Genomic DNA, 19,925 nt, shown 5'->3' with positions numbered 1-19,925 from the left:
ACCGGCTCACCGGTCCCCGAGGCGGTTCGCCGTGTGCACCGCGCGCAGGACCGCCGCGGCCTTGTTCCGGCACTCGTTGTCCTCGGCCTCGGGGTCGGAGTCCGCGACGATCCCGGCTCCCGCCTGGACGTACGCGGTGCCGTCGCGGAGCAGTGCGGTCCTGATGGCGATGGCGGTGTCGGAGTCCCCGGCGAAGTCGAGGTAGCCGACGCAGCCGCCGTACAGGCCGCGGCGGGTGGGTTCGAGGTCCTCGATGATCTGCAGGGCCCGGGGCTTGGGCGCGCCGGAGAGGGTGCCCGCGGGGAAGCAGGCGGTGAGGACGTCGAAGGCGCTGCGGCCCTCGGCGACGCGTCCGGTGACGGTGGAGACGATGTGCATCACGTGGGAGTACCGCTCGACCGACATGAAGTCGACGACCTCGACGCTGCCGGGCGCGCAGACCCGTCCCAGGTCGTTGCGGCCGAGGTCGACGAGCATCAGGTGCTCGGCGCGTTCCTTGGGGTCGGCGAGGAGCTCCTCGCCGAGCGCCTGGTCCTCCTGCGGGGTGGCGCCGCGGTGCCTGGTGCCCGCGATGGGGTGGACCATCGCCCGGCCGTCCTCGACCTTGACGAGGGCCTCGGGGCTGGAGCCGACGACGTCGAACCCGTCGAAACGGAAGAGGTACATGTACGGCGACGGGTTGGTGGCGCGCAGGACCCGGTAGACGTCCAGCGCGCTCGCCGTGCAGGGGGTCTCGAAGCGCTGGGAGGGCACGACCTGGAAGGCCTCGCCCGCCCTGATCCGCTCCTTGACGTCGTCGACGGCGTCCCGGAAGGCCTGGCCGCCCCAGAGCGCGGTGTAGGGAGGGAGCTCGGAGGGCGGCAGGACCGCGGGGGCGTTCTCCACCGGCCGGGAGAGGTCGCGTTCCATGGCGTCGAGCCGGGCGACCGCGTCGGCGTACGCCTCGTCGACGCCGGTGTCCAGGTCGTTGTGGTTGATCGCGTTGGCGATCAGCAGCACGGTGCCGGTCCCGTGGTCGAGGACGGCGAGGTCCGAGGTGAGCAGCATCGTGAGCTCGGGGAGCTCCAGGTCGTCGCCGCCGTGCTCGGTGATCCGCTCCAGCCGGCGCACGATGTCGTAGCCGAGATAGCCGACCATGCCGCCGGTGAAGGGCGGCAGGCCGTCGTCGCCGACCAGGTCGCGCGGGGTGTGCAGGGTCTCGACCGTGGCCCGCAGCGCCTCCAGCGGGTCCCCCTCGACGGGAACGCCGACGGGCGGGGTGCCGAGCCAGTGGGCCTGTCCGTCGACGGCGGTGAGGGTGGCGGCGCTGCGTACCCCGATGAAGGAGTAACGGGACCAGGTGCGGCCGTTCTCCGCGGATTCGAGGAGGAACGTGCCGGTACGCTCGGCCGCGAGCTTGCGGTAGAGCCCGACCGGGGTGTCACCGTCCGCGAGGAGCCGGCGGCTGACGGGGATGACGCGCCGGTCGACGGCGAGCTTGCGGAAGATCTCGAGATCCATGGCGGCTGACCTTACTGGGGCGCGGTGAGCGGAAGGACGTCCTCGTCGAAGCAGGTGCGGGCGCCCGTGTGGCAGGCGGCGCCCGTCTGGTCGACCTTGACCAGGACGGTGTCGGCGTCGCAGTCGAGGGCGACGGACTTCACCTGCTGGATGTGGCCGGAGGTGTCGCCCTTGACCCAGTACTCCTGGCGGCTGCGGGACCAGTAGGTGCAGCGGCCGGTGGTGAGGGTGCGGTGCAGCGCCTCGTCGTCCATCCAGCCGAGCATGAGCACCTCGCCCGTGTCGTACTGCTGGGCGATGGCCGGGACCAGTCCGTCGGGGCCGCGCTTGAGGCGTGCGGCGACGGCCGGGTCGAGATTGCTGGCGGGCGTGGAGCCGGGCGTGCTGGTCATGCGCCCCATTGTGCCGCGCCGGGCGGGGCCCCCAGGCCGTGCGTCCACTGGGCGGACCGGTGGCGTCGGTCGTACGCTGGCGGGCATGTCGACCCATGCGAAGCGTGAACGTCTTCTGCTCGCCGACCTGTTGGAAGCGGCGGGTCCCGAGGCCCTGACTCTGTGCGACGGGTGGAAGACCCGTGACCTGGCCGCCCATGTGGTGGTGCGTGAGCGCCGCGCGGACGCCGCGGGCGGGATCGTGCTGGGCGCGCTCAAGAACCGGATGGAGCGGGTCCAGGCCGAGTTCGCCGCCAAGCCGTACGAGGAACTGATCCAGCTCATCCGTACGGGCCCGCCCCGGATGTCGCCCTTCGGGCTGAAGCAGCTGGACGAGGCGGCCAACACGGTCGAGTTCTACATCCACGCGGAGGATGTGCGCCGCGCGCAGCCCGACTGGTCGCAGCGTGAGCTCGATCCCGTCTTCGCCGATGTGCTGTGGTCCCGTACGGAGAAGACGGCCCGGATGCTGGGCCGCCGGGCGCCGGTGGGTCTGGTGCTGCGGCGGCCGGACGGCCAGACGGCGGTGGCCCACAAGGGCACCCCGGTGGTGACGGTCACCGGGGAGCCCGGCGAGCTGCTGCTGTTCGCCGCGGGGCGCCAGGACGCGGCGCGGGTGGAGCTGGACGGCGACAAGGACGCGCTGGCGAGGCTGCACACCGCCGAGCTCGGTCTGTAGGGCGTACGCGCGAGCGCCCCGGCCCCGCCGTCAGGCCCGGTCGCGCGCCCTCTGGGGTGTCCATCCGGCCCGGTGGCGGTGGCCCGTGCCCTCTCCTGCGTGCGTCCGGTTCCGGGCCGATCCCAGGAGCCCGAGGAGGAAGCCCGCGGGGATGGTGACGAGGCCGGGTGTCTGGAGTGGGAACACGTCGAAGTCCCACTCCGGGAACAGCGCGATCGGGGTCCCGGAGAAGGCCGGCGACATGACCATCAGGACGAGGATCAGCGGCAGCGTCCCGTAGACGGTCCACCGCACTCCCCGGGCGTTAAAGCCCGGCCGGAACAGTGCGTACAGCAGCACGGGCGGCAGGATGGAGGCCGCTGCGGCGAACGACAGGGAGAGCAGCACCTGGGGGTTGCGGTCGTGGGTGTACGCCGAGAGGAACACGGCGAACGCCCCGATCGCGACGACGGTCCAGCGGGCGCGCCTGATCTCCCTGCTGGATGCCTTGCCCTCGCCCTGGGCGCCCGACTTCAGGGTGAAGTCGCGGGCCAGGGAGGAGGCCGCGGCCAGCGTGATGCCGGCGACCGCGGCCAGGGTGGTGGCGAAGGCGGCGCAGGCGACCAGGGCGAACAGCGGGCTGTCGCGCGGTCCCGCCGCGGCGGGGTCCAGGGCGCTGGTCACCATGAGCAGCGCGGTGCCGCCGGCCGGGTCGGCGGCGTGCAGGAGGTCCCTGCCGATGAGCGCGGACGCGCCGAGTCCGACGACGACGATGCCCGCGCAGAGCAGGGCGACGGGGGCCACGGCCCAGACCCCGGCCCGGCGCGCGGTCCAGGCGTCGCGGACGGGGTGCAGCCGCATCATGATGTGCGGCATGCAGGCGGCGCCGAGCACCAGGGTGAGCTGGAAGCCGGTCAGGTCGAGCGCGCCGGCGAATCCATGGCCGAACTGGAGCCCGGGGCGCGCGTAGTCGCCGCCCGCCTTGCTGCCCGCCTGGGCGGCGTCGAAGAGGGCGAAGGGTGACCAGTCGAAGCGGGCGAGGACGAGTCCCGCGAGGAGGGTGACCGTGCCCAGGACCACGGCGATCTTGAGGATCTGGATGTAGCCGGTGCCGCGCATGCCGCCGAAGGCGGAGTAGCAGACCATCAGCGCCCCGCTGGCGACAGTGCAGCCGGTGAGGGCGCCTTCGGGGAGCCCGAACATGGAGGTCATGACGCGCCCGGCCGTGGTGAGCTGCACGAGGAGCAGCGGGGCGAGCACGACGAGGGTGGCCACCCCGAGCGCCCGGCGTACGGAGCCGTCGCCGAGCCGGTCGGCGAGGAAGTCGCCCATGGTGAACACGCCTCTGCGGCGCAGGCGTTCGGCGAAGAGGCGCATGACGAGGACGAGCGAGGCGACGGTGGCCAGCGCGAACAGCAGGCCGTCGAACCCGGCGAGCGCGACCGATCCGGTGGTGGAGAGCAGCGTGGCGGCGGAGACGTAGTCCCCGGCGATGGCCAGTCCCGCGCCGACGGGGCCGAGGGTGGCGCCGCCCGCGTAGAAGTGCTCCGGGTCGTCCTGGTCCGCCGCGGCCAGTCCGCACAGCAGCAGGGACACGGCGACGAAGGCGAGGAAGATGACGACGGCCAGGGACCGGGCGTCGATCGCGCCGCTCACCGGGATCTCTCCACCGGTACGGCGCCACAACAAGGGGCAGCTGATGACATGCGCGCCATGGCACCAGCTGAGGCGTGCGGGGCACAGGGGGCGGAGGCGGGGCGCGGCGCCCGTACAGCCCGCCGCGCCCCGAACTGTGCCCGGGCACAAGCGCGTTCGGCGGACGCGGACGGGCGGCCCGCGGGCTTCCCTCGTCCGGCCGGGGCCCGGCCATGGGCACGGAGGCGTACGAGCCCTCCGCCCGCGCCGCACCGTGCCGTCAGCCGGTCCGCCCGCGCCGCGGCCTGTCGTCGGCCGGTCCGCGCCCGCCGCGCCCCGCAGTCGGCCGGTCAGCCGGTCCGCCCGCGCCGCGCCCCGCAGTCGGCCGGTCAGCCCGTCAGCAGTCGGCGCGCCGCCAGTGCCAGCGACACCTCGACCGCGTCCGACGGCCGCGTCAGGCACCGTCCCGTCAGCTGTTCGAACCGCCGCAGCCTGTTCAGCACGGTGTTGCGGTGGCAGTAGAGCTTCGCCCCGGCCCGCTGCGCCGAGCCGTCCGAGTCGAGCCACGCGGTCAGCGTCTCGATGAGCACGTCCCGGTCGGCCGGGTCGATCCGGTCCAGCGGCCCGAGGACGCGGTCCGCGAGCGCGGTGCCGAGTCCCGGCGAGGACACGACGAGCGCGGCCGGCAGGTGTTCGTCGAGCAGGACGGTGCCCCCGGAGGCGGGGCAGGCCCGCAGTGCCGTCTCGGCGAGGCGCCGCGCGTCACCGACGGAGGCGAGCCCGTCGACGACGGAGCTGATCCCGACCCGGGTGCCCGGAGGCACCGTCAGGTCCTGTGCGACGGAAGCCAGTTCGGCACCCGGGGCCGGGCAGGGGCCGGCGTTCCGCTCGGGTTCCGCCTCCCCCTCCGCGGGCGGCTCGGTATCCGCCGCCACCGGCCCCGCGCCCAGCGGCAGGATCGCCAGCTCCACCTCGCCCGCCGAGTGCCAGAGCACGGGCGTGTCCTCGGCCAGGGTCACCGGCGGCTTCCCGGTGTCGTGCGGGGCGCGGCGCGCGGCGGCGACCGCGAGCACGGCGTACCGCCCGTGCACCGGGAGCCCCAGCATCAGGGCGGCGTCCGGCAGGTCCGCGATCCGGGCGGTGCCGTCCAGCAGGGCCGCGGTCATCAGCCGCTGGCGGTTCTCGCGGCGCCAGGAGAGCCGCCGCTCGGCCTGGCGGTAGGCCTCGGCCACCACACCGCAGTGCTCGTCGACGAAGTTCCAGACGTCCGCCGCGACATGGACGAGCAGCCGGGTGTCCTCGGGTGAGCGGCGGGCCGTGTCGTCGACCAGGTCCTGCCAGACCATCGCGCCGCCCATGCGGAAGGCGTGCATCACCGCGTCGAGCGGTACGCCCTGCTCGGCCCTGGTCTCCCCGATCCAGCGGGAGGTGCGGTGGGCCGCCTCCCGGAACTCGCGGGGCTGGATGAGCGAGGCGACGTTGTGCCGCAGCGAGTGGTGGACCTCCTGCCAGATCTCCGCCGCCTCGGTCTCCATCGCCGCGCGGTAGGCGGGCTCCTGCTCCCGCAGCGCCTCGACCAGCCGGTCGGTGAGCTCCGGGAGCGCCTCCAGCAGCGCCCGGGCGGCCCGGTGGAGCACGGCTACGGCCTCGCTGTCGGCCAGGGAGCGGGCGCGGTGCGGCAACGGGGTTACGGGGGGCGGTCCGTGCAGCGCCCTGATCCGTGAACGTACGACCTGTGGCATGGCGGCCTCCACCGGGAATCGGCCGGCTGCGGTGGGCCGGCCCCGGTGTGCGCCCGGCCCGGAATTGGGCGGGCGCACACCGATTGATCCTGACGTCCGCAGAATGGCATACCGCCCGGTCGGTACCTAGAGGTCTGCGCGGTTCTTCTCATCACGGTCCTGCAACCTCGCCCCTGCCCCGCGGTCCAGCAGCCGCGCGAGCTCGGTCCTGGACCGGACGCCGAGCGCGGCGAAGACGTTGCGCAGGTGGTGGTCGACCGTCCGCGGGCTCACCGAGAGCCGCACCGCGACCTCACGGTTGGTGGCTCCCTCCGCGACGCACCGGGCGATCCGCTGCTGCTGCGGGGTGAGTCCGGCGAGCGGGCCCGGGCCGCTCTGGTCGGGCACGTCCACCGCCTCCCCGGCCGCCCGCAGCTCCCCGCCCGCCCTGTCCGCCCAGACGCGGGCGGAGCAGCGCTCGAAGGCGACCAGCGCGTCGCGCAGCGGGCCCCGGGCCTCGCGGGTGCGGCGCAGACGGCGCAGGAGCTGGCCGTGGAGCAGCCGGGTGCGGGCGCGTTCGAAGTCGCCGCCCGCGCGGTCGTGGTGGGCGAGCGCCTCCTCGTAGCGCGCGGCGGCCTCCTCGGGGGGTGCGAGCAGCGCGCGGCAGCGGGCCAGCTGGGCGGGCACCTGGGGGTCGGTCGTCCGGGCGGTCCACAGGGCGAACTCCTGGACGGCAACGGCGAGTTCCCCGGCTCCCTCGTCCGCGCGTCCGGAGAGGACCATCGCCTCGATGTAGCAGGGCACGGCGAGCATCCGGGTGGCGAAGTGGCCGGTCCCCGGTCCGGGTCGGACCAGGGGCCCGAGCCGGGCCGCCGCCTCGCCCGGCCGCCCCGCAGCGAGGTCCGCGCGGGCGACCGCCCAGGTGGCGAGCATGGCGGCCTGGGCGAGGCCGTGCGGCCCCGCGCCCGCCAGTGCCGCGTCGGCATGGGCGGCGCACGCCTCGGCGGGGCCCTCCACGGAGGCGGCGAGCGCGAGCACGGCGTGCAGATGGGTGGCGGAGTTCTGCTGCCCGGTACGCCGGGCGGCGTGCAGCCCCTCCAGCGCGTGGGCGCGGGCCCTGGCGTGCTGCCCCGAGCGCAGTTCGGCGTAGGCGAGCTGTTCCAGGGTGTGCGGCAGCAGCGCCTCGGGCCCCCGGGTCCGTACGACGGCGAGCGCCCTGGCCCCCGCCCGGCAGGCCGCGTCGACCTCGCCGAGCACCAGCGCGGAGGCACCGGCCCGCAGGAGCTCGCCCGCGTCCTCCGCGCGGTCGGCGGAGTCCAGGCAGCAGCGCAGCAGGGCGTGGCCACGGTCGGGATGGCCCGCGAGCACGGCGCACATCCCGGCGCGGTACTGGGCCATGGGCCGGTCGGCCGCGGCGACGGGGATGCGGTTCATGGCGTCCAGGTACGCGATGGCGTCACCCATGTCCCACGCCGCCTCGGCCGCGCCGAACAGGGCGTCCAGGGTGCGGCGCGGGTCGTGCGGGGCGAGCAGCTCCGCCGCGGAGAGCAGTGCCTCGCGGGCATCGGCCGCCGGCCCGTCGCGCAGGGCGAGCATGCCCCGTACATAGGGTGCGGCTCCCCCGGCGAGGTGGGGGCCGACGCGGGCCAGCATGGCGCGGGCCCGGCCGGTGTCCCCGGCGAGCCTCGCCTGCTCGGCCGCGGCGGTGAACCGTGCGGCGCGCACGGTGTCGTCGGTGGAGAGCGCGGCTGCACGGGCCAGCGCCGCCGACCGTTCGCCGTGCGGGCGCGGGGCGGTGGCCGCGGCCTCCAGCTGCCCGGCGAGGGCGGCGTCCGGGCCGGTCGCGGCGCAGGCCCGCTGGACCAGGGCGGGGAGCGGGGGCGAGCCGGGGCCCGAGAGCAGGCCGGCGAGCAGTTCGTGGACGGCCCGGCGGCGGCCGGGCGGCGCCCGGTGCAGGACCGCGCGGCGCAGCAGCGGGTGGCTGAAGTGGACCCGGCTGCCCGCGCGCTGGAGGGCTCCGGCGGTTCCGGCGGGGGCGAAGAGCACCCGGTCCAGGTGCGCGGGGGCGAGTCCGGCGCGGGCGCCGGCCCGCAGCAGCAGGGCCGCGTCCGCGCCCGCCCCGTCCGGCTCGTGCTCCTCCGCGGCGGCGGCCAGCAGGAGCAGGGTGTGGGTGTCGGGCGAGAGCCCGTCCAGGTGCTCGGCATGGGCGTCGAGGACGCTCTCCGCGCCGGGCAGCGGATAGGGCAGCGCGGTGCGCCCGGCCAGCTGGCCCGGGGTGAGACGGCCCACGAGCCCGGCCAGCAGCCGCGGGTTCCCGGCCGCCTCCCGCAGGAGTTCGCTGCGTACGACGGGGTCGACATCGGCCGTACCGTCGGTGAGCCGGTCCAGCAGCGCGGTCCCCGCGTCCTCGTCGAGCGGGCCGAGGCGGAGGGCGGGGAGTCCGGCGAAGGCGGTCTCGTCGGCGGCGCCGATCACCACCGCGACCCGGCTGCCCTCGCCGAGCCTGCGGGCGGCGAAGCCCAGTGCGGCGCGGGAGTCGGGGTCCCAGGCGTGCGCGTCGTCCACGCAGACCAGCAGCGGCTGTTCGGCGCCCAGGCCCCGCAGCAGTCCGAGCAGCCCTCCGGGGGTGATACCGGAGCGCAGGACGCTGTCGGGCGCCAGGGGCAGCGGGCCGGGTGCCGAGCAGAGCAGGGCGTGCAGCCCGCTGTAGGGCAGGCGCTGTTCGGTGGGGGCGGCGGCGGCGTACACGACGGGGCCGCCGTGTCTGACGCGGTAGTCGGCAGCGGTCTGCCGCAGCAGGGCGGTGCGGCCGAGGCCGGGCGGCGACGTGAGCACGAGCGCTCCGCCGTCCCCTGCTCTCAGCCGCCCCAACAAGGTTTCCAGGATGGCGAGTTCACCGCTGCGGCCGTACAGCCGGAGCGGACTGTGCACGGTCGTCGATGGGGTCACGCTTTCACGTTACTTCCGCGTAAACAGCGTCGGAAGGCTCGCGTCCGCTCCCTGTTCCCGGGCGGCCAGGAGCGGTGCGGGCTCCCAACGGAACGGCGTGGGGGCTGTGCCGGGGCACAGCTCCGGCGCGTTCGGCCGCGGTCACCCGTAACGTCGGTGCATGACTGCTGAATTGCGTACACACGACGGTTTGACCCTGCGTTACTGGTCCTGGTCGCGGAATCCGGACCCGGCCCTTCCGCCGGTGGTGCTGCTCCACGGTTTCGCCGCGCACGCCCGGCTGAACTGGGAGGGCCCCGGCGTCGTCGAGGCGCTGGTGGCGCGGGGGCGGCGGGTGTACGCCCTGGACGCGCGGGGCCACGGCGAATCGGACCGGCCGCACGACGAGGCGTACTACGGCGAGGCGCTGATGGCCCGTGACGTCCGTCTGCTCATCGACCGCGTCGGCGAGGACCGGGTCCATGTCGCGGGCTACTCCATGGGCGCCGTGGTGGCGGTCCTGGCGGCGGCCGAGGACAAGCGGATCAGCCGTCTGGTGGCCGGCGGGATCGGCGCGGGCGCGGTGGAGGTGGGCGGCCTGGACACCCGGGTGATGCCTCCGGAGCTGGTGTCGGCGGCGCTGACGGCCGAGGACGCGGCGGACGCGCCCGAGCGGACCCGGGCCTTCCGCGTGCTGGCCGACACGGCGGGCTGCGACCGGCTGGCGCTGGCCGCGCAGATCCGCTCGGTGCACCGGGACGCGCTGCCGCTGGACCGGATCGTGATCCCGACGCTGGTCCTCGCCGGCGGGAGCGACCCGCTGGCGACCCGGCCCCAGGTACTGGCCTCGGCGATAGCCGGGGCGGAGCTGAGGGTGCTGCCGGGAGACCATCTGACGGCGGTGCGCGATCCCGGATTCGCCGGGGCCGTCGCGGAGTTCCTCGCGCGGGACTGACCGGACCGCGGGCCCGGCGGCCGCACGGAGCGCCACACCAGCGGCCGTGCGGACCACGCGAAGGGCCGGACCGCGGTACGCGCGGCCCGGCCCCCGCCCCCCGTGGTCAGGAGGTGTGCGGGCAGTTGCCCCTGTACTCGGCGATCGTCAGGCTCGTCGACGGCAGCGGGCAGAGGAACTGCTCGTAGCGGGTGTCGTTGTCGATGAAGCGCTTCAGCCACGAGATGCTGTACTTCGCGATCGTGGTGTTCGATGTGTTCGGGGTGAAGTGCGTGGCACCCCGAAGCTCCAGATACGCCTTGTCCAGCGAGCTCGGCAGCGAGTTGTAGAACGGGCTGGAGTGCGTGGCCACGGGGGCGACCGTGTCACCGTCCGCACCGATCACGAGGGTCGGGGTCTGGACCTCGGGCCACGTCTTGTCGGTGTTCCAGCCGGTCAGCGGGATCGCCGCCTGGAGCGAAGGACGGTCCTTCGCCGCTTCGAGGGTGCCGCCGCCACCCATCGAGTGGCCCATCACACCGAGCCGGGAGGCATCCACCCGGCTGCGGACCGAGCTGTCCTCGGTGAGGTAGTCCAGCGCCGCGAGCAACTGGTCACCTCGGCTGGCCGGCTGGTCCAGCGTCGTGTTGGTGTCGATGGTGAACACCACGAACCCCTGCGAGGCCAGACGCGGCCCCAGCCAGGCGATGCTGGACTCGTAGGCGGTGAAGCCGGGCGAGATGACGACCGCGCCGAACGTGCCGTCCGCCGTCGACGTCGGATAGTAGATCGTCCCGCCGCCGAAGCCACGGACGCTCAGCGAGGACACCGACGTCTGGGAGGTCGAGTAGGAGCCTCTCAGCGCCTCGATGCTCGAATTGCTGGGCGCCGGGCCGCGCTCGTACGGGTTGGCGGCGGCCTGAGCTCCGCCGGGGATCAGGGCGGTGAGCAGGCCCGCGGTCGCCGCCGCGGCTGCGAGGGCGCCCTTGACGGCGCGGGAGCGGCTCCGGGACATCCGGTGGCGGCGCGGGGAGTCGTCGCCGGAGGGAAGGTGCTGCTGCACGGGGATTCCTCTCGGTTGGGCGCGGAACCTCACCGCGACAGCCGGCGGCCCCGTCGTCCGGGGGTCTCCGGGGATGCACCGCGTGGGTGGCGCCGTGTTCACTGGCCTGCTGCCACTCTCGGGGTGCCGCCCCCGCGCGGGCATCGGCGAGATCGCCGGTCTCCGCTCCGGAACCGGTGAACGGCGCGGTCCGGGCAGTGGGAAGGGCTCGACAGCGGGAAGGACTCGACAGCGGGAAGGGCCGGGGGAAGGAAGCCGGACAGCAGGAAGGGCCGGACCGCGTCATGCGGTCCGGCCCCGGTGCCTGCCGGTCAGGAGGTGTGCGGGCAGTTGCCCTTGTACTCGGCGATCGTCAGGCTCGTCGACGGCAGCGGGCAGAGGAACTGCTCGTAGCGGGTGTCGTTGTCGATGAAGCGCTTCAGCCACGAGATGCTGTACTTCGCGATCGTGGTGTTCGACGTGTTGGGGGTGAAGTGCGTGGCACCCCGGAGCTCCAGATACGCCTTGTCCAGCGAGCTCGGCAGCGAGTTGTAGAACGGCTCCGAATGAGACGCGACCGGAGCGACCGTGTCACCGTCCGCGCCGATCACCAGGGTCGGGGTCTGGACCTCCGGCCACGTCTTGTCGGTGTTCCAGCCGGTCAGCGGGATCGCCGCCTGGAGCGAAGGACGGTCCTTCGCGGCCTCCAGCGTTCCGCCGCCGCCCATCGAGTGGCCCATCACACCGAGCCGGGAGGCATCCACCCGGCTGCGGACCGAGCTGTCCTCGGTGAGGTAGTCCAGCGCCGCGAGCAACTGGTCACCTCGGCTGGCCGGCTGGTCCGCCGTGGTGTTGGTATCGATGGTGAACACCACGAAGCCCTGCGAGGCCAGGCGCGGCCCCAGCCAGGCGATGCTGGACTGGTAGGCGGTGAAGCCGGGCGAGATGACGACCGCGCCGAACGTGCCGTCCGCCGTCGACGTCGGGTAGTAGATCGTCCCGCCGCCAAAGCCACGGACGCTCAGCGAGGACACCGACGTCTGGGACGTGGCGTACGAGCCGCGGCTCGCCTCGATGCTGGAGTTGCTCGGGGCCGGGCCTCGCTCGTACGGGTTCTCGGCGGCCTGGGCGCCCGGCATCAGCGCGGTGACCAGACCGGCGGTCGCGGCGGCCGCGGCGACGGCGATCCTGAGGGAACGGGAGCGGCTCCGTGACATCCGGTGGCGGCGCGGGGAGTTGTCGCCTGAGGGGAGGTGCTGCTGCACGAGGGGGGATCCTCTCGGTTGAGGCGGACCACACCGCGGCAGCCGGCGACCCCGTCGTCCGGGGGCCTTCGGGGACGCGCCGCGTGAGTGGCACCGTCATTCGTTGACGGCGCCACTCTGGCGGCGCTTCCCGGGCACGGACATCGGCGAGATCGCCGGTCTCCGCCGCCGGATCACTCCCCGCCCGGACTCAGCGGACCGGGTGCCCGGCCTCGCTCAGGGCGCCCTTGACCTCGGAGATCCGCAGGTCACCGAAGTGGAAGACGGACGCGGCGAGGACCGCGTCGGCGCCCGCGTCGATGGCCGGCGGGAAGTCGGCGAGCCGGCCCGCGCCGCCCGAGGCGATGACGGGAACGGTGACGTGCGCCCGTACCGCCTTGATCATCTCGGTGTCGTAGCCGTCCTTCGTGCCGTCGGCGTCCATCGAGTTGAGCAGGATCTCGCCGGCGCCGAGCTCGGCCGCCCGGTGCGCCCACTCGACGGCGTCGATGCCGGTGCCCTTGCGGCCCCCGTGCGTGGTCACCTCGAAGGCGCCCTCGGGGGTGCGCCTGGCGTCGACGGAGAGCACGAGCACCTGGCGCCCGAAGCGTTCGGCGATCTCCCGGATGAGCTCCGGGCGTGCGATGGCCGCGGTGTTGACGCCGACCTTGTCGGCCCCGGCGCGCAGCAGCTTGTCGACGTCCTCGGTGGTGCGGACCCCGCCGCCGACCGTGAGCGGGATGAAGACCTGCTCGGCGGTGCGGCGCACCACGTCGTAGGTCGTCTCGCGGTCGCCGCTGGAGGCGGTGATGTCGAGGAAGGTCAGCTCGTCGGCGCCCTCGGCGTCGTACAGCTTCGCCATCTCGACGGGGTCGCCCGCGTCCCGCAGATTCTGGAAGTTGACGCCCTTGACGACGCGGCCCTTGTCGACGTCCAGGCAGGGGATGACCCGTACGGCGAGCGTCATCGGGCACCTGCCCCGTAGGCCTCGATCTCGACCTCGACGACCAGCGAGGGGTCGACGAAACCGGACACGATGATCATCGAGGCGGCGGGGCGCACGTCGTCGAAGAGCTCCTTGTGGGCGCGGCCCACCTCGTCGACGTCCCGGGCGTGGGTGATGTACATCCGGGTGCGGACGACGTCCTCACGGCCGAGGCCGACCTGCTTCAGGGCGTCGAAGGCGACCTGGAAGGAGGCGACGGCCTGCTCGTACGGACCGCCCGCGGAGATCTGGCCGTTGACCACGGAGGTGCAGCCGGAGACCAGGACGAGTCCGTTCGGCAGCTGCACGGCGCGGGAGTAGCCGAACTTGTCCTCCCAGGGGCCGCCCGAGGAGACCCGGCGTACGGAGTCCGTCATACGGCGACCGCCTTGAGGGCCTCTTCCAGGGTGAACGCCTTGGCGTACAGCGCCTTCCCGACGATGGCTCCCTCGACGCCCTCGGGGACGAGCAGGGAGATCGCGCGGAGGTCGGCGAGCGAGGAGACGCCGCCGGAGGCGACGACGGGCCTGTCGGTGGCGGCGCAGACATCGCGCAGGAGCGCCAGGTTGGGGCCCTCCAGCGTGCCGTCCTTGGCGATGTCGGTGACGACGTAGCGGGCGCAGCCCTCGGAGTCGAGGCGGGCGAGCGTCTCGTAGAGGTCGCCGCCGTCGCGCGTCCAGCCACGGCCGCGCAGGGTCGTGCCCCGGACGTCGAGGCCGACGGCGATCTTGTCGCCGTGCTCGGCGATGACCTTGGCGACCCACTCCGGGGTCTCCAGGGCGGCGGTGCCGAGGTTGACCCGGCGGCAGCCGGTGGCGAGGGCGGCGGCGAGCGAGGCGTCGTCGCGGATGCCGCCGGAGAGCTCGACCTTGATGTCCATGGCGCCCGCGACCTCGGCGATCAGCGCGCGGTTGTCGCCGGTGCCGAAGGCGGCGTCCAGGTCGACGAGGTGCAGCCACTCGGCACCGGACTTCTGCCAGGCGAGGGCCGCCTCCAGCGGGGAGCCGTAGGAGGTCTCGGAGCCGGATTCGCCGTGGACGAGGCGGACGGCCTGGCCGTCACGGACGTCGACGGCGGGGAGCAGTTCAAGCTTCGGCATTACAGCGTCTCGATCCAGTTGGTCAGCAGCTGGGCGCCGGCATCGCCGGACTTCTCGGGGTGGAACTGGGTGGCCCACAGCGCGCCGTTCTCCACGGCGGCCACGAACCGCTCTCCGTGCGTCGCCCAGGTGACCCTGGGGGCACGGATCTTGTCGTTGGTCACTTCGAGGGACCAGTCGTGCGCCGCGTAGGAGTGCACGAAGTAGTAGCGGGACTCGGGGTCCAGGCCCGCGAAGAGCTGGGACCCCTCGGGAGCCTCGACGGTGTTCCAGCCCATGTGCGGGACGACGTCCGCCTTCAGCGGCCCGACGGTGCCGGGCCACTCGTCCAGCCCTTCCGTCTCGACGCCGTGCTCGATGCCGCGCTCGAACAGGATCTGCATGCCGACGCAGATGCCCATGACGGGACGGCCGCCGGAGAGCCTGCGCCCGATGATCCAGTCGCCGCGGGCCTGCTTGAGGCCGTTCATGCAGGCGGAGAAGGCACCGACGCCGGGGACGAGCAGTCCGTCGGCGTTCATCGCGGTGTCGAAGTCGCGGGTGATCTCCACGTCCCCGCCGACGTGGGCGAGTGCCCGCTCGGCCGAACGGACGTTGCCGAAGCCGTAGTCGAAGACGACGATCTTCTTCTTGTCGCTCACAGTGCCACCTCAGTCCCAGAGTCCCTGGATCCGCATGATGCCCGCCACCAGGCACATCACGGAGCCGATCCCGAGGAGCACGACGACGCCCTTGGGCATGCCCTGCTTCCAGAAGGAGTAGACGCCGCCGGCCAGGAAGAGGCCGACGACGATCAGAACGGTGTTGAGGCCGGTCACAGGGCGCCCTTCGTGGAGGGCAGGATGCCGGCCGCGCGCGGGTCGTGCTCGCTGGCGTACCGCAGGGCGCGGGCCAGCGCCTTGAACTGGCACTCCACGATGTGGTGGGCGTTGCGGCCGTACGGGACGTGGACGTGCAGGGCGATCTGCGCCTGCGCGACGAAGGACTCCAGGATGTGCCGGGTCATCGTCGTGTCGTACTCGCCGATCATCGGCGCCATCTTCTCGGGCTCGGTGTGCACGAGGTAGGGGCGGCCGGAGAGGTCGACGGTGACCTGGGCGAGCGACTCGTCCAGCGGGACGGTGCAGTTGCCGAAGCGGTAGATGCCGACCTTGTCGCCGAGCGCCTGCTTGAAGGCCGCGCCGAGCGCGAGGGCGGTGTCCTCGATGGTGTGGTGCGAGTCGATGTGCAGGTCGCCCTCGGTCTTGACCGTGAGGTCGAAGAGTCCGTGGCGGCCGAGCTGGTCGAGCATGTGGTCGTAGAAACCGACCCCGGTCGCGACATCGACCTTGCCGGTGCCGTCGAGGTTGATCTCGACGAGCACGGAGGTCTCCTTGGTGGTCCGCTCCACCCTGCCTACGCGGCTCATGCGTCGTGCTCCTTCTTCAGTTCGCGCACCGCATCGAGGAACGCGTCGTTCTCTGCCGGGGTTCCCGCGGAGACCCGCAGCCATCCCGGTACGCCGTTGTCCCGGACCAGGACGCCCCGGTCGAGGATCTGCTGCCAGGCGTCGTGGCTGTCGGCGAAGCGGCCGAACTGGACGAAGTTGGCGTCCGAGTCGGTCACGGCGAAGCCGAGCTCCCGCAGCCCGTCGACCAGCCTGTCGCGCTCGCTCTTGAGCTGGGCGACGTACCCGAGCAGCGTATCGGTGTGCTCCAGGGCGGCGAGCGCGGTGGCCTGCGTGACGGAGGACAGGTGGTACGGCAGCCGCACCAGCTGGACGGCGTCGACGACGGCCGGGGCGGCGGCGAGGTAGCCCAGGCGCAGGCCCGCGGCGCCGAAGGCCTTGGACATCGTGCGCGACAGCACCAGGTGGGGGCGGCCCTCGATCAGCGGGAGCAGCGAGGCGTGGTGGCTGAACTCGCCGTAGGCCTCGTCGACGACGACCATCGAGGGCCGGGCGGCCTGGGCGGCGTCGTACAGCGCGAGGACGGTCCCGGCGTCGACGGCGGTGCCGGTGGGGTTGTTGGGCGAGGTGATGAAGACGACCTCGGGGCGGTGCTCGGCGATGACCTTCTTCGCGGCCTCCACGTCGATGGTGAAGTCCTCGTTGCGCGGCCCGGAGACCCAGCCGGTCCCGGTGCCCCGCGCGATGAGGGCGTGCATCGAGTAGGAGGGCTCGAAGCCGATCGCGGTGCGCCCGGGGCCGCCGAAGGTCTGCAGCAGCTGCTGGAGCACCTCGTTGGAGCCGTTGGCCGCCCAGACGTTGGCCGCGGTGACCTCGTGCCCGGCGGTGCGGGTGAGGTAGCGGGCGAGCTCGGTGCGGAGCTCCACGGCGTCGCGGTCGGGGTAGCGGTTGAGGTCGCGGGCGGCCTCGCGGACCCGCTCGGCGATGCGGTCGACGAGCGCGTCGGGCAGCGGGTACGGGTTCTCGTTGGTGTTCAGCCGGACCGGTACGTCGAGCTGGGGCGCCCCGTACGGGGACTGGCCGCGGAGTTCGTCGCGGATCGGGAGGGCGTCCCAGGCGTTGTTCACGTTGCTCACTGCTGCGGAACCTTCCAGCCGAACCTGGCCTTGAGCGCGGCGCCGTGGGCGGGGAGGTCCTCCGCCTCGGCGAGGGTGACCACGTGGTGGGTGACCTCGGCCAGCGCGTCGCGGGTGTAGTCGACGATGTGGATGCCGCGCAGGAAGGACTGCACGGAGAGGCCCGAGGAGTGGCAGGCGCAACCGCCGGTGGGCAGCACGTGGTTGGAGCCGGCGCAGTAGTCGCCGAGGGAGACGGGCGACCAGGGGCCGACGAAGACCGCTCCCGCGTTGCGGACCCGGTCGGCGACGGCCGCGGCGTTCTCGGTCTGGATCTCCAGGTGCTCGGCGGCGTACGCGTCGACGACCTTGAGGCCGTCCTCGATGTCGTTGACGAGGACGATCGCGGACTGGCGGCCCGACAACGCCGGTTCGATCCGGTCGGTGACGTGCCGGGTCGCGGCGACCTGGGGCTTCAGCTCGGCCTCGGTGGCGGCGGCGAGCTCCTCGGAGTCGGTGACGAGGACGGCTGCGGCCATGGGGTCGTGCTCGGCCTGGCTGATCAGGTCGGCGGCGACGTGCACGGGGTCGGCGCTCGCGTCGGCGAGGATCGCGATCTCGGTGGGGCCGGCCTCGGCGTCGATGCCGATGCGGCCCTTGAGGAGGCGCTTGGCGGCGGCGACGTAGATGTTGCCGGGTCCGGTGACGAGGTTCACGGGCAGGCAGTCCTCGGTGCCGTACGCGAACATCGCGATGGCCTGGGAGCCGCCGGCGGCGTACACCTCGTCGACGCCGAGGAGGGCGCAGGCGGCGAGGATCGTGGGGTGCGGCAGGCCGCCGAACTCCTTCTGGGGCGGTGAGGCGACGGCGAGGCCCTCGACACCCGCCTCCTGGGCCGGGACCACGTTCATCACGACGGAGGACGGGTAGACCGCACGGCCGCCCGGCACGTAGAGCCCGACGCGCTCGACGGGGACCCACTTCTCGGTGACCGTGCCGCCGGGGACGACCTGGGTGGTGTGCGTGGTGCGGCGCTGCTCGCGGTGGACGAGGCGGGCGCGGCGGATCGACTCCTCCAGGGCGGCGCGCACGGCGGGGTCGAGGGCGTCCAGCGCCTCGGTGATCGCGTCGGCGGGGACCCGGATCGAGTCAAGCCGCACGCCGTCGAGCTTCTCGCCCCAGTCGATCACTGCCGCGGAGCCACGATGGCGTACGTCCTCGCAGATGGGCCGCACCGTCTCCAGGGCGGCTTCCACGTCGAACTCGGCACGGGGCAGCAGGTCGCGCAGGTCGCCGCCCTCGGGGAGGGCGGTGCCGCGCAGATCGATTCGAGAGATCACACCGCAATTCTCTCAGACCGGTTCCGGCGTCCGGTCGCCCGTATCACTGGCTGATACATGTCCCGGCTGTCACTGCTGACCGTTAGCTTTCACACGGTCACACAGAGGGAAGAACGGCTGTACGAAGCGCGGGCGGACCGCGCGGACGGAGGTGAGCGGTGACCGAACCGCACGACGGAGAGATCCCCGACGGGCTCAGCGCGGCGGAGCTGGGGATGTGGCAGTCCTTCCGGAACGGCACGACCTACGATCTGCGCTCCCACGACCCGGTGCGCGACGATCCCTTCTCACCCCACATCTGGGGGCCCGAGCGCAGCGTCGGGGCCCGGACGGTGGCGCGGCTGCTGCTGAGCGGGCCGCCCGCCAGGCCGGGGCGGGTGGCGGCGCTGAAGCTCCGGGGTGTGCGCATCACGGGCAAGCTGGATCTGGCGGGCGGCCGCGTCTCGCCGTACGTGGAGCTGACGGGCTGCCGCTTCGAGCAGGAGGTGGTGCTGCCCGAGTGCCATTTCACGACGCTCCGGATGGTGGGCTGCGCGGTGCCCCGCCTGGACGCGGCCCGGCTGCACACCGAGGGCGATCTCCATCTGCCGCGCTGCCGGATCGAGCGCGGCATCCGGCTGACCGACGCCCAGATCGGCACGGACCTGCTGATCAACCAGATCCGCATCGGACCCGACCGGCGCGGCCGTTCCTTCGTGGGCGACGGGATGGCGGTGGCGCAGGACCTCCAGGCGGAGATGATCGAGACGCGCGGCGAGCTGAGCCTGCGCGGGGCGAAGGTCGGCGGTTCGCTGAGCCTGCGGGGCAGCCGGCTGCGCGCCTCGGACGGGCGGCGCGCGCTCAACGCCCCGCAGCTCAGTGTGGAGCGCACGCTGTACATGACGGAGGCCTGGGTCAGTGTCGACACGGGGAACCAGGGCACCACTCCCCCGTTCGGCATCGCACGCGGCGGCGGCCCCGCGCGCGGGACGCGGGCGCAGGTCTTCGAGTGCCGGGGCGCGGTGCGGCTCGACGACGGCCGGTTCGGGGACGCGGTGGACCTGCACAAGGCCAGATTCGTCCTCGCCGGGCGCGAGGAGCTGTCGCTGCGCCGGATCGTCACCCCCGAGCTGCGCTTCAACGCGGAGCGCCCCCAGGAGGGCCGGGTCGTGCTGAACGGCGCGAGGGTCGTCACGCTGATCGACGTGTCGACCAGCTGGCCCGGTCCCGGCGGCCTGGCGATGGGCGGCTTCGTGTACGAGAACCTCGTCCCGTACGGGCACTTCCCCCTCTCCCGGCGCCTGGAGTGGGTGCTGGCCGCGACCCCGGAGTACGTCCCGGAGCCGTACGAGCGCCTCGCGACGGTGCTCCGCAGCTGCGGGGAGGACGCGGACGCCCGCGAGGTACTGCTGGCCAAGCAGCGGCGCCGGCGGGAGACGCTGCCGCCGGCGGGCAGGATCTGGGGCTACCTCCAGGACTGGACGGTGGCGTACGGCTACCGGCCGGGGCGCGCCCTGGTGTGGATGGCCGTGCTGTGGGCGGCGGGGGCGGTGGCCTTCTCGCAGTACCGCCCCGAGTCGATCAAGGGGAGTGAGCATCCGCAGTGGAATCCCGCGCTGTACGCGCTGGATCTGCTGGTCCCCGTGATCAATCTCGGGCAGGACGGCTACTGGCTGCTGAAGGGCGGCTGGCAGTGGGCGGCCGCGGCGCTCGTGCTGCTGGGGTGGATATTGGCCACGACGGTGGCGGCGGGCGCTTCGAGGCTGCTGCGGCGGGGCTGAGCGGCGGGCGGACGCCCGTCGGGGCGGACGCCTGACGCCCCGGGGCTCGAAAGGCCGGTCGAGGCCCGGCAGGACGGCCGGTCGGCGCTGACGCGAAGGTCGGAATCCGGCCAGCCACAAGCGCTTCCTTTGCCCTTTCTTGACCA

Annotated in this window: 18 protein-coding genes; 3 read left to right on the top strand and 15 right to left on the bottom strand. The window is 73.4% G+C overall.

Annotated features, from left to right (window positions below; genetic code table 11):
• Positions 1–6: 6 nt before the first annotated feature.
• Both ACWCQM_RS19340 and hisI read right to left on the bottom strand, forming a co-directional pair.
• Positions 7–1,500 carry an anthranilate synthase component I gene (locus tag ACWCQM_RS19340; RefSeq protein ID WP_450916392.1) on the bottom strand — a complete coding sequence of 498 codons (1,494 nt, stop codon included), beginning with the start codon at positions 1,498–1,500 and terminating at the stop codon, positions 7–9.
• Between the two features lie 11 nt (positions 1,501–1,511).
• Positions 1,512–1,892 carry a phosphoribosyl-AMP cyclohydrolase gene (hisI, locus tag ACWCQM_RS19335; RefSeq protein ID WP_450916391.1) on the bottom strand — a complete coding sequence of 127 codons (381 nt, stop codon included), beginning with the start codon at positions 1,890–1,892 and terminating at the stop codon, positions 1,512–1,514.
• Positions 1,893–1,977: 85 nt separating this feature from the next.
• On the opposite strand from hisI, the gene ACWCQM_RS19330 reads away from it, so the two are divergent.
• Complete coding sequence (locus tag ACWCQM_RS19330) at positions 1,978–2,610, top strand: TIGR03085 family metal-binding protein (protein WP_073747737.1); 633 nt, start codon at positions 1,978–1,980, stop codon at positions 2,608–2,610.
• A gap of 30 nt (positions 2,611–2,640) precedes the next feature.
• Here the strand turns inward: ACWCQM_RS19330 and ACWCQM_RS19325 are convergent, their stop codons facing one another.
• The 3 genes from ACWCQM_RS19325 to ACWCQM_RS19315 form a co-directional block, all read right to left on the bottom strand.
• Positions 2,641–4,245: a sodium/solute symporter gene (locus tag ACWCQM_RS19325; RefSeq protein ID WP_450916390.1), complete on the bottom strand. Its 1,605-nt coding sequence runs from the start codon at positions 4,243–4,245 to the stop codon at positions 2,641–2,643.
• A gap of 368 nt (positions 4,246–4,613) precedes the next feature.
• Entirely contained in the window at positions 4,614–5,966 is a 1,353-nt protein-coding gene (locus ACWCQM_RS19320) for a PucR family transcriptional regulator (protein ID WP_450916389.1), read from the bottom strand.
• A gap of 126 nt (positions 5,967–6,092) precedes the next feature.
• A complete protein-coding gene (locus ACWCQM_RS19315; protein WP_450916388.1) occupies positions 6,093–8,894 on the bottom strand; it encodes an AAA family ATPase in 2,802 nt (933 codons plus the stop codon).
• Positions 8,895–9,054: 160 nt separating this feature from the next.
• Between ACWCQM_RS19315 and ACWCQM_RS19310 the strand changes: the two genes are divergently transcribed.
• Complete coding sequence (locus ACWCQM_RS19310) at positions 9,055–9,828, top strand: alpha/beta fold hydrolase (protein ID WP_450916387.1); 774 nt, start codon at positions 9,055–9,057, stop codon at positions 9,826–9,828.
• A gap of 106 nt (positions 9,829–9,934) precedes the next feature.
• On the opposite strand, the gene bdeA (ACWCQM_RS19305) is transcribed toward ACWCQM_RS19310, so the two are convergent.
• The 10 genes from bdeA (ACWCQM_RS19305) to hisD form a co-directional block, all read right to left on the bottom strand.
• The gene (gene bdeA / locus ACWCQM_RS19305; RefSeq protein ID WP_450916386.1) at positions 9,935–10,870 is read right to left on the bottom strand and encodes a bis(hydroxyethyl) terephthalate hydrolase; all 936 of its coding nucleotides are present in this window, start codon (positions 10,868–10,870) and stop codon (positions 9,935–9,937) included.
• 311 nt (positions 10,871–11,181) lie between these two features.
• Positions 11,182–12,114: a bis(hydroxyethyl) terephthalate hydrolase gene (gene bdeA / locus ACWCQM_RS19300; protein WP_450916385.1), complete on the bottom strand. Its 933-nt coding sequence runs from the start codon at positions 12,112–12,114 to the stop codon at positions 11,182–11,184.
• Between the two features lie 190 nt (positions 12,115–12,304).
• Positions 12,305–13,060 carry an imidazole glycerol phosphate synthase subunit HisF gene (hisF, locus tag ACWCQM_RS19295; protein ID WP_450916384.1) on the bottom strand — a complete coding sequence of 252 codons (756 nt, stop codon included), beginning with the start codon at positions 13,058–13,060 and terminating at the stop codon, positions 12,305–12,307.
• Positions 13,057–13,455 carry a RidA family protein gene (locus tag ACWCQM_RS19290; RefSeq protein WP_267076250.1) on the bottom strand — a complete coding sequence of 133 codons (399 nt, stop codon included), beginning with the start codon at positions 13,453–13,455 and terminating at the stop codon, positions 13,057–13,059. Before ACWCQM_RS19290 ends, hisF begins: the two co-directional genes overlap by 4 nt.
• Positions 13,452–14,177, bottom strand: a complete 726-nt coding sequence (priA, locus tag ACWCQM_RS19285; RefSeq protein ID WP_267076249.1) for a bifunctional 1-(5-phosphoribosyl)-5-((5-phosphoribosylamino)methylideneamino)imidazole-4-carboxamide isomerase/phosphoribosylanthranilate isomerase PriA — start codon at positions 14,175–14,177, stop codon at positions 13,452–13,454. The genes ACWCQM_RS19290 and priA overlap by 4 nt, the downstream gene beginning before the upstream one ends.
• Positions 14,177–14,818, bottom strand: coding sequence for an imidazole glycerol phosphate synthase subunit HisH (hisH, locus tag ACWCQM_RS19280; RefSeq protein WP_450916383.1), 642 nt, complete (start codon positions 14,816–14,818; stop codon positions 14,177–14,179). Before hisH ends, priA begins: the two co-directional genes overlap by 1 nt.
• Before the next feature lie 9 nt (positions 14,819–14,827).
• Positions 14,828–14,995, bottom strand: coding sequence for a hypothetical protein (locus tag ACWCQM_RS19275; RefSeq protein WP_267076247.1), 168 nt, complete (start codon positions 14,993–14,995; stop codon positions 14,828–14,830).
• Positions 14,992–15,585 carry an imidazoleglycerol-phosphate dehydratase HisB gene (hisB, locus tag ACWCQM_RS19270; protein WP_031098999.1) on the bottom strand — a complete coding sequence of 198 codons (594 nt, stop codon included), beginning with the start codon at positions 15,583–15,585 and terminating at the stop codon, positions 14,992–14,994. Before hisB ends, ACWCQM_RS19275 begins: the two co-directional genes overlap by 4 nt.
• The gene (locus tag ACWCQM_RS19265) at positions 15,582–16,700 is read right to left on the bottom strand and encodes a histidinol-phosphate transaminase (RefSeq protein ID WP_450916382.1); all 1,119 of its coding nucleotides are present in this window, start codon (positions 16,698–16,700) and stop codon (positions 15,582–15,584) included. Before ACWCQM_RS19265 ends, hisB begins: the two co-directional genes overlap by 4 nt.
• Entirely contained in the window at positions 16,697–18,019 is a 1,323-nt protein-coding gene (gene hisD, locus ACWCQM_RS19260; RefSeq protein WP_450916381.1) for a histidinol dehydrogenase, read from the bottom strand. Before hisD ends, ACWCQM_RS19265 begins: the two co-directional genes overlap by 4 nt.
• Before the next feature lie 158 nt (positions 18,020–18,177).
• Here hisD and ACWCQM_RS19255 point away from each other — a divergent pair, with 158 nt between their 5' ends.
• A complete protein-coding gene (locus tag ACWCQM_RS19255) occupies positions 18,178–19,779 on the top strand; it encodes an oxidoreductase (protein ID WP_267076244.1) in 1,602 nt (533 codons plus the stop codon).
• The last annotated feature ends 146 nt before the right edge of the window (positions 19,780–19,925 follow it).

Source organism: Streptomyces sp. NPDC002125 (assembly GCF_053593715.1).
The sequence above is the reverse complement of the archived record's forward strand: the minus strand, read 5'-3'. Positions and strand labels throughout refer to the sequence as shown.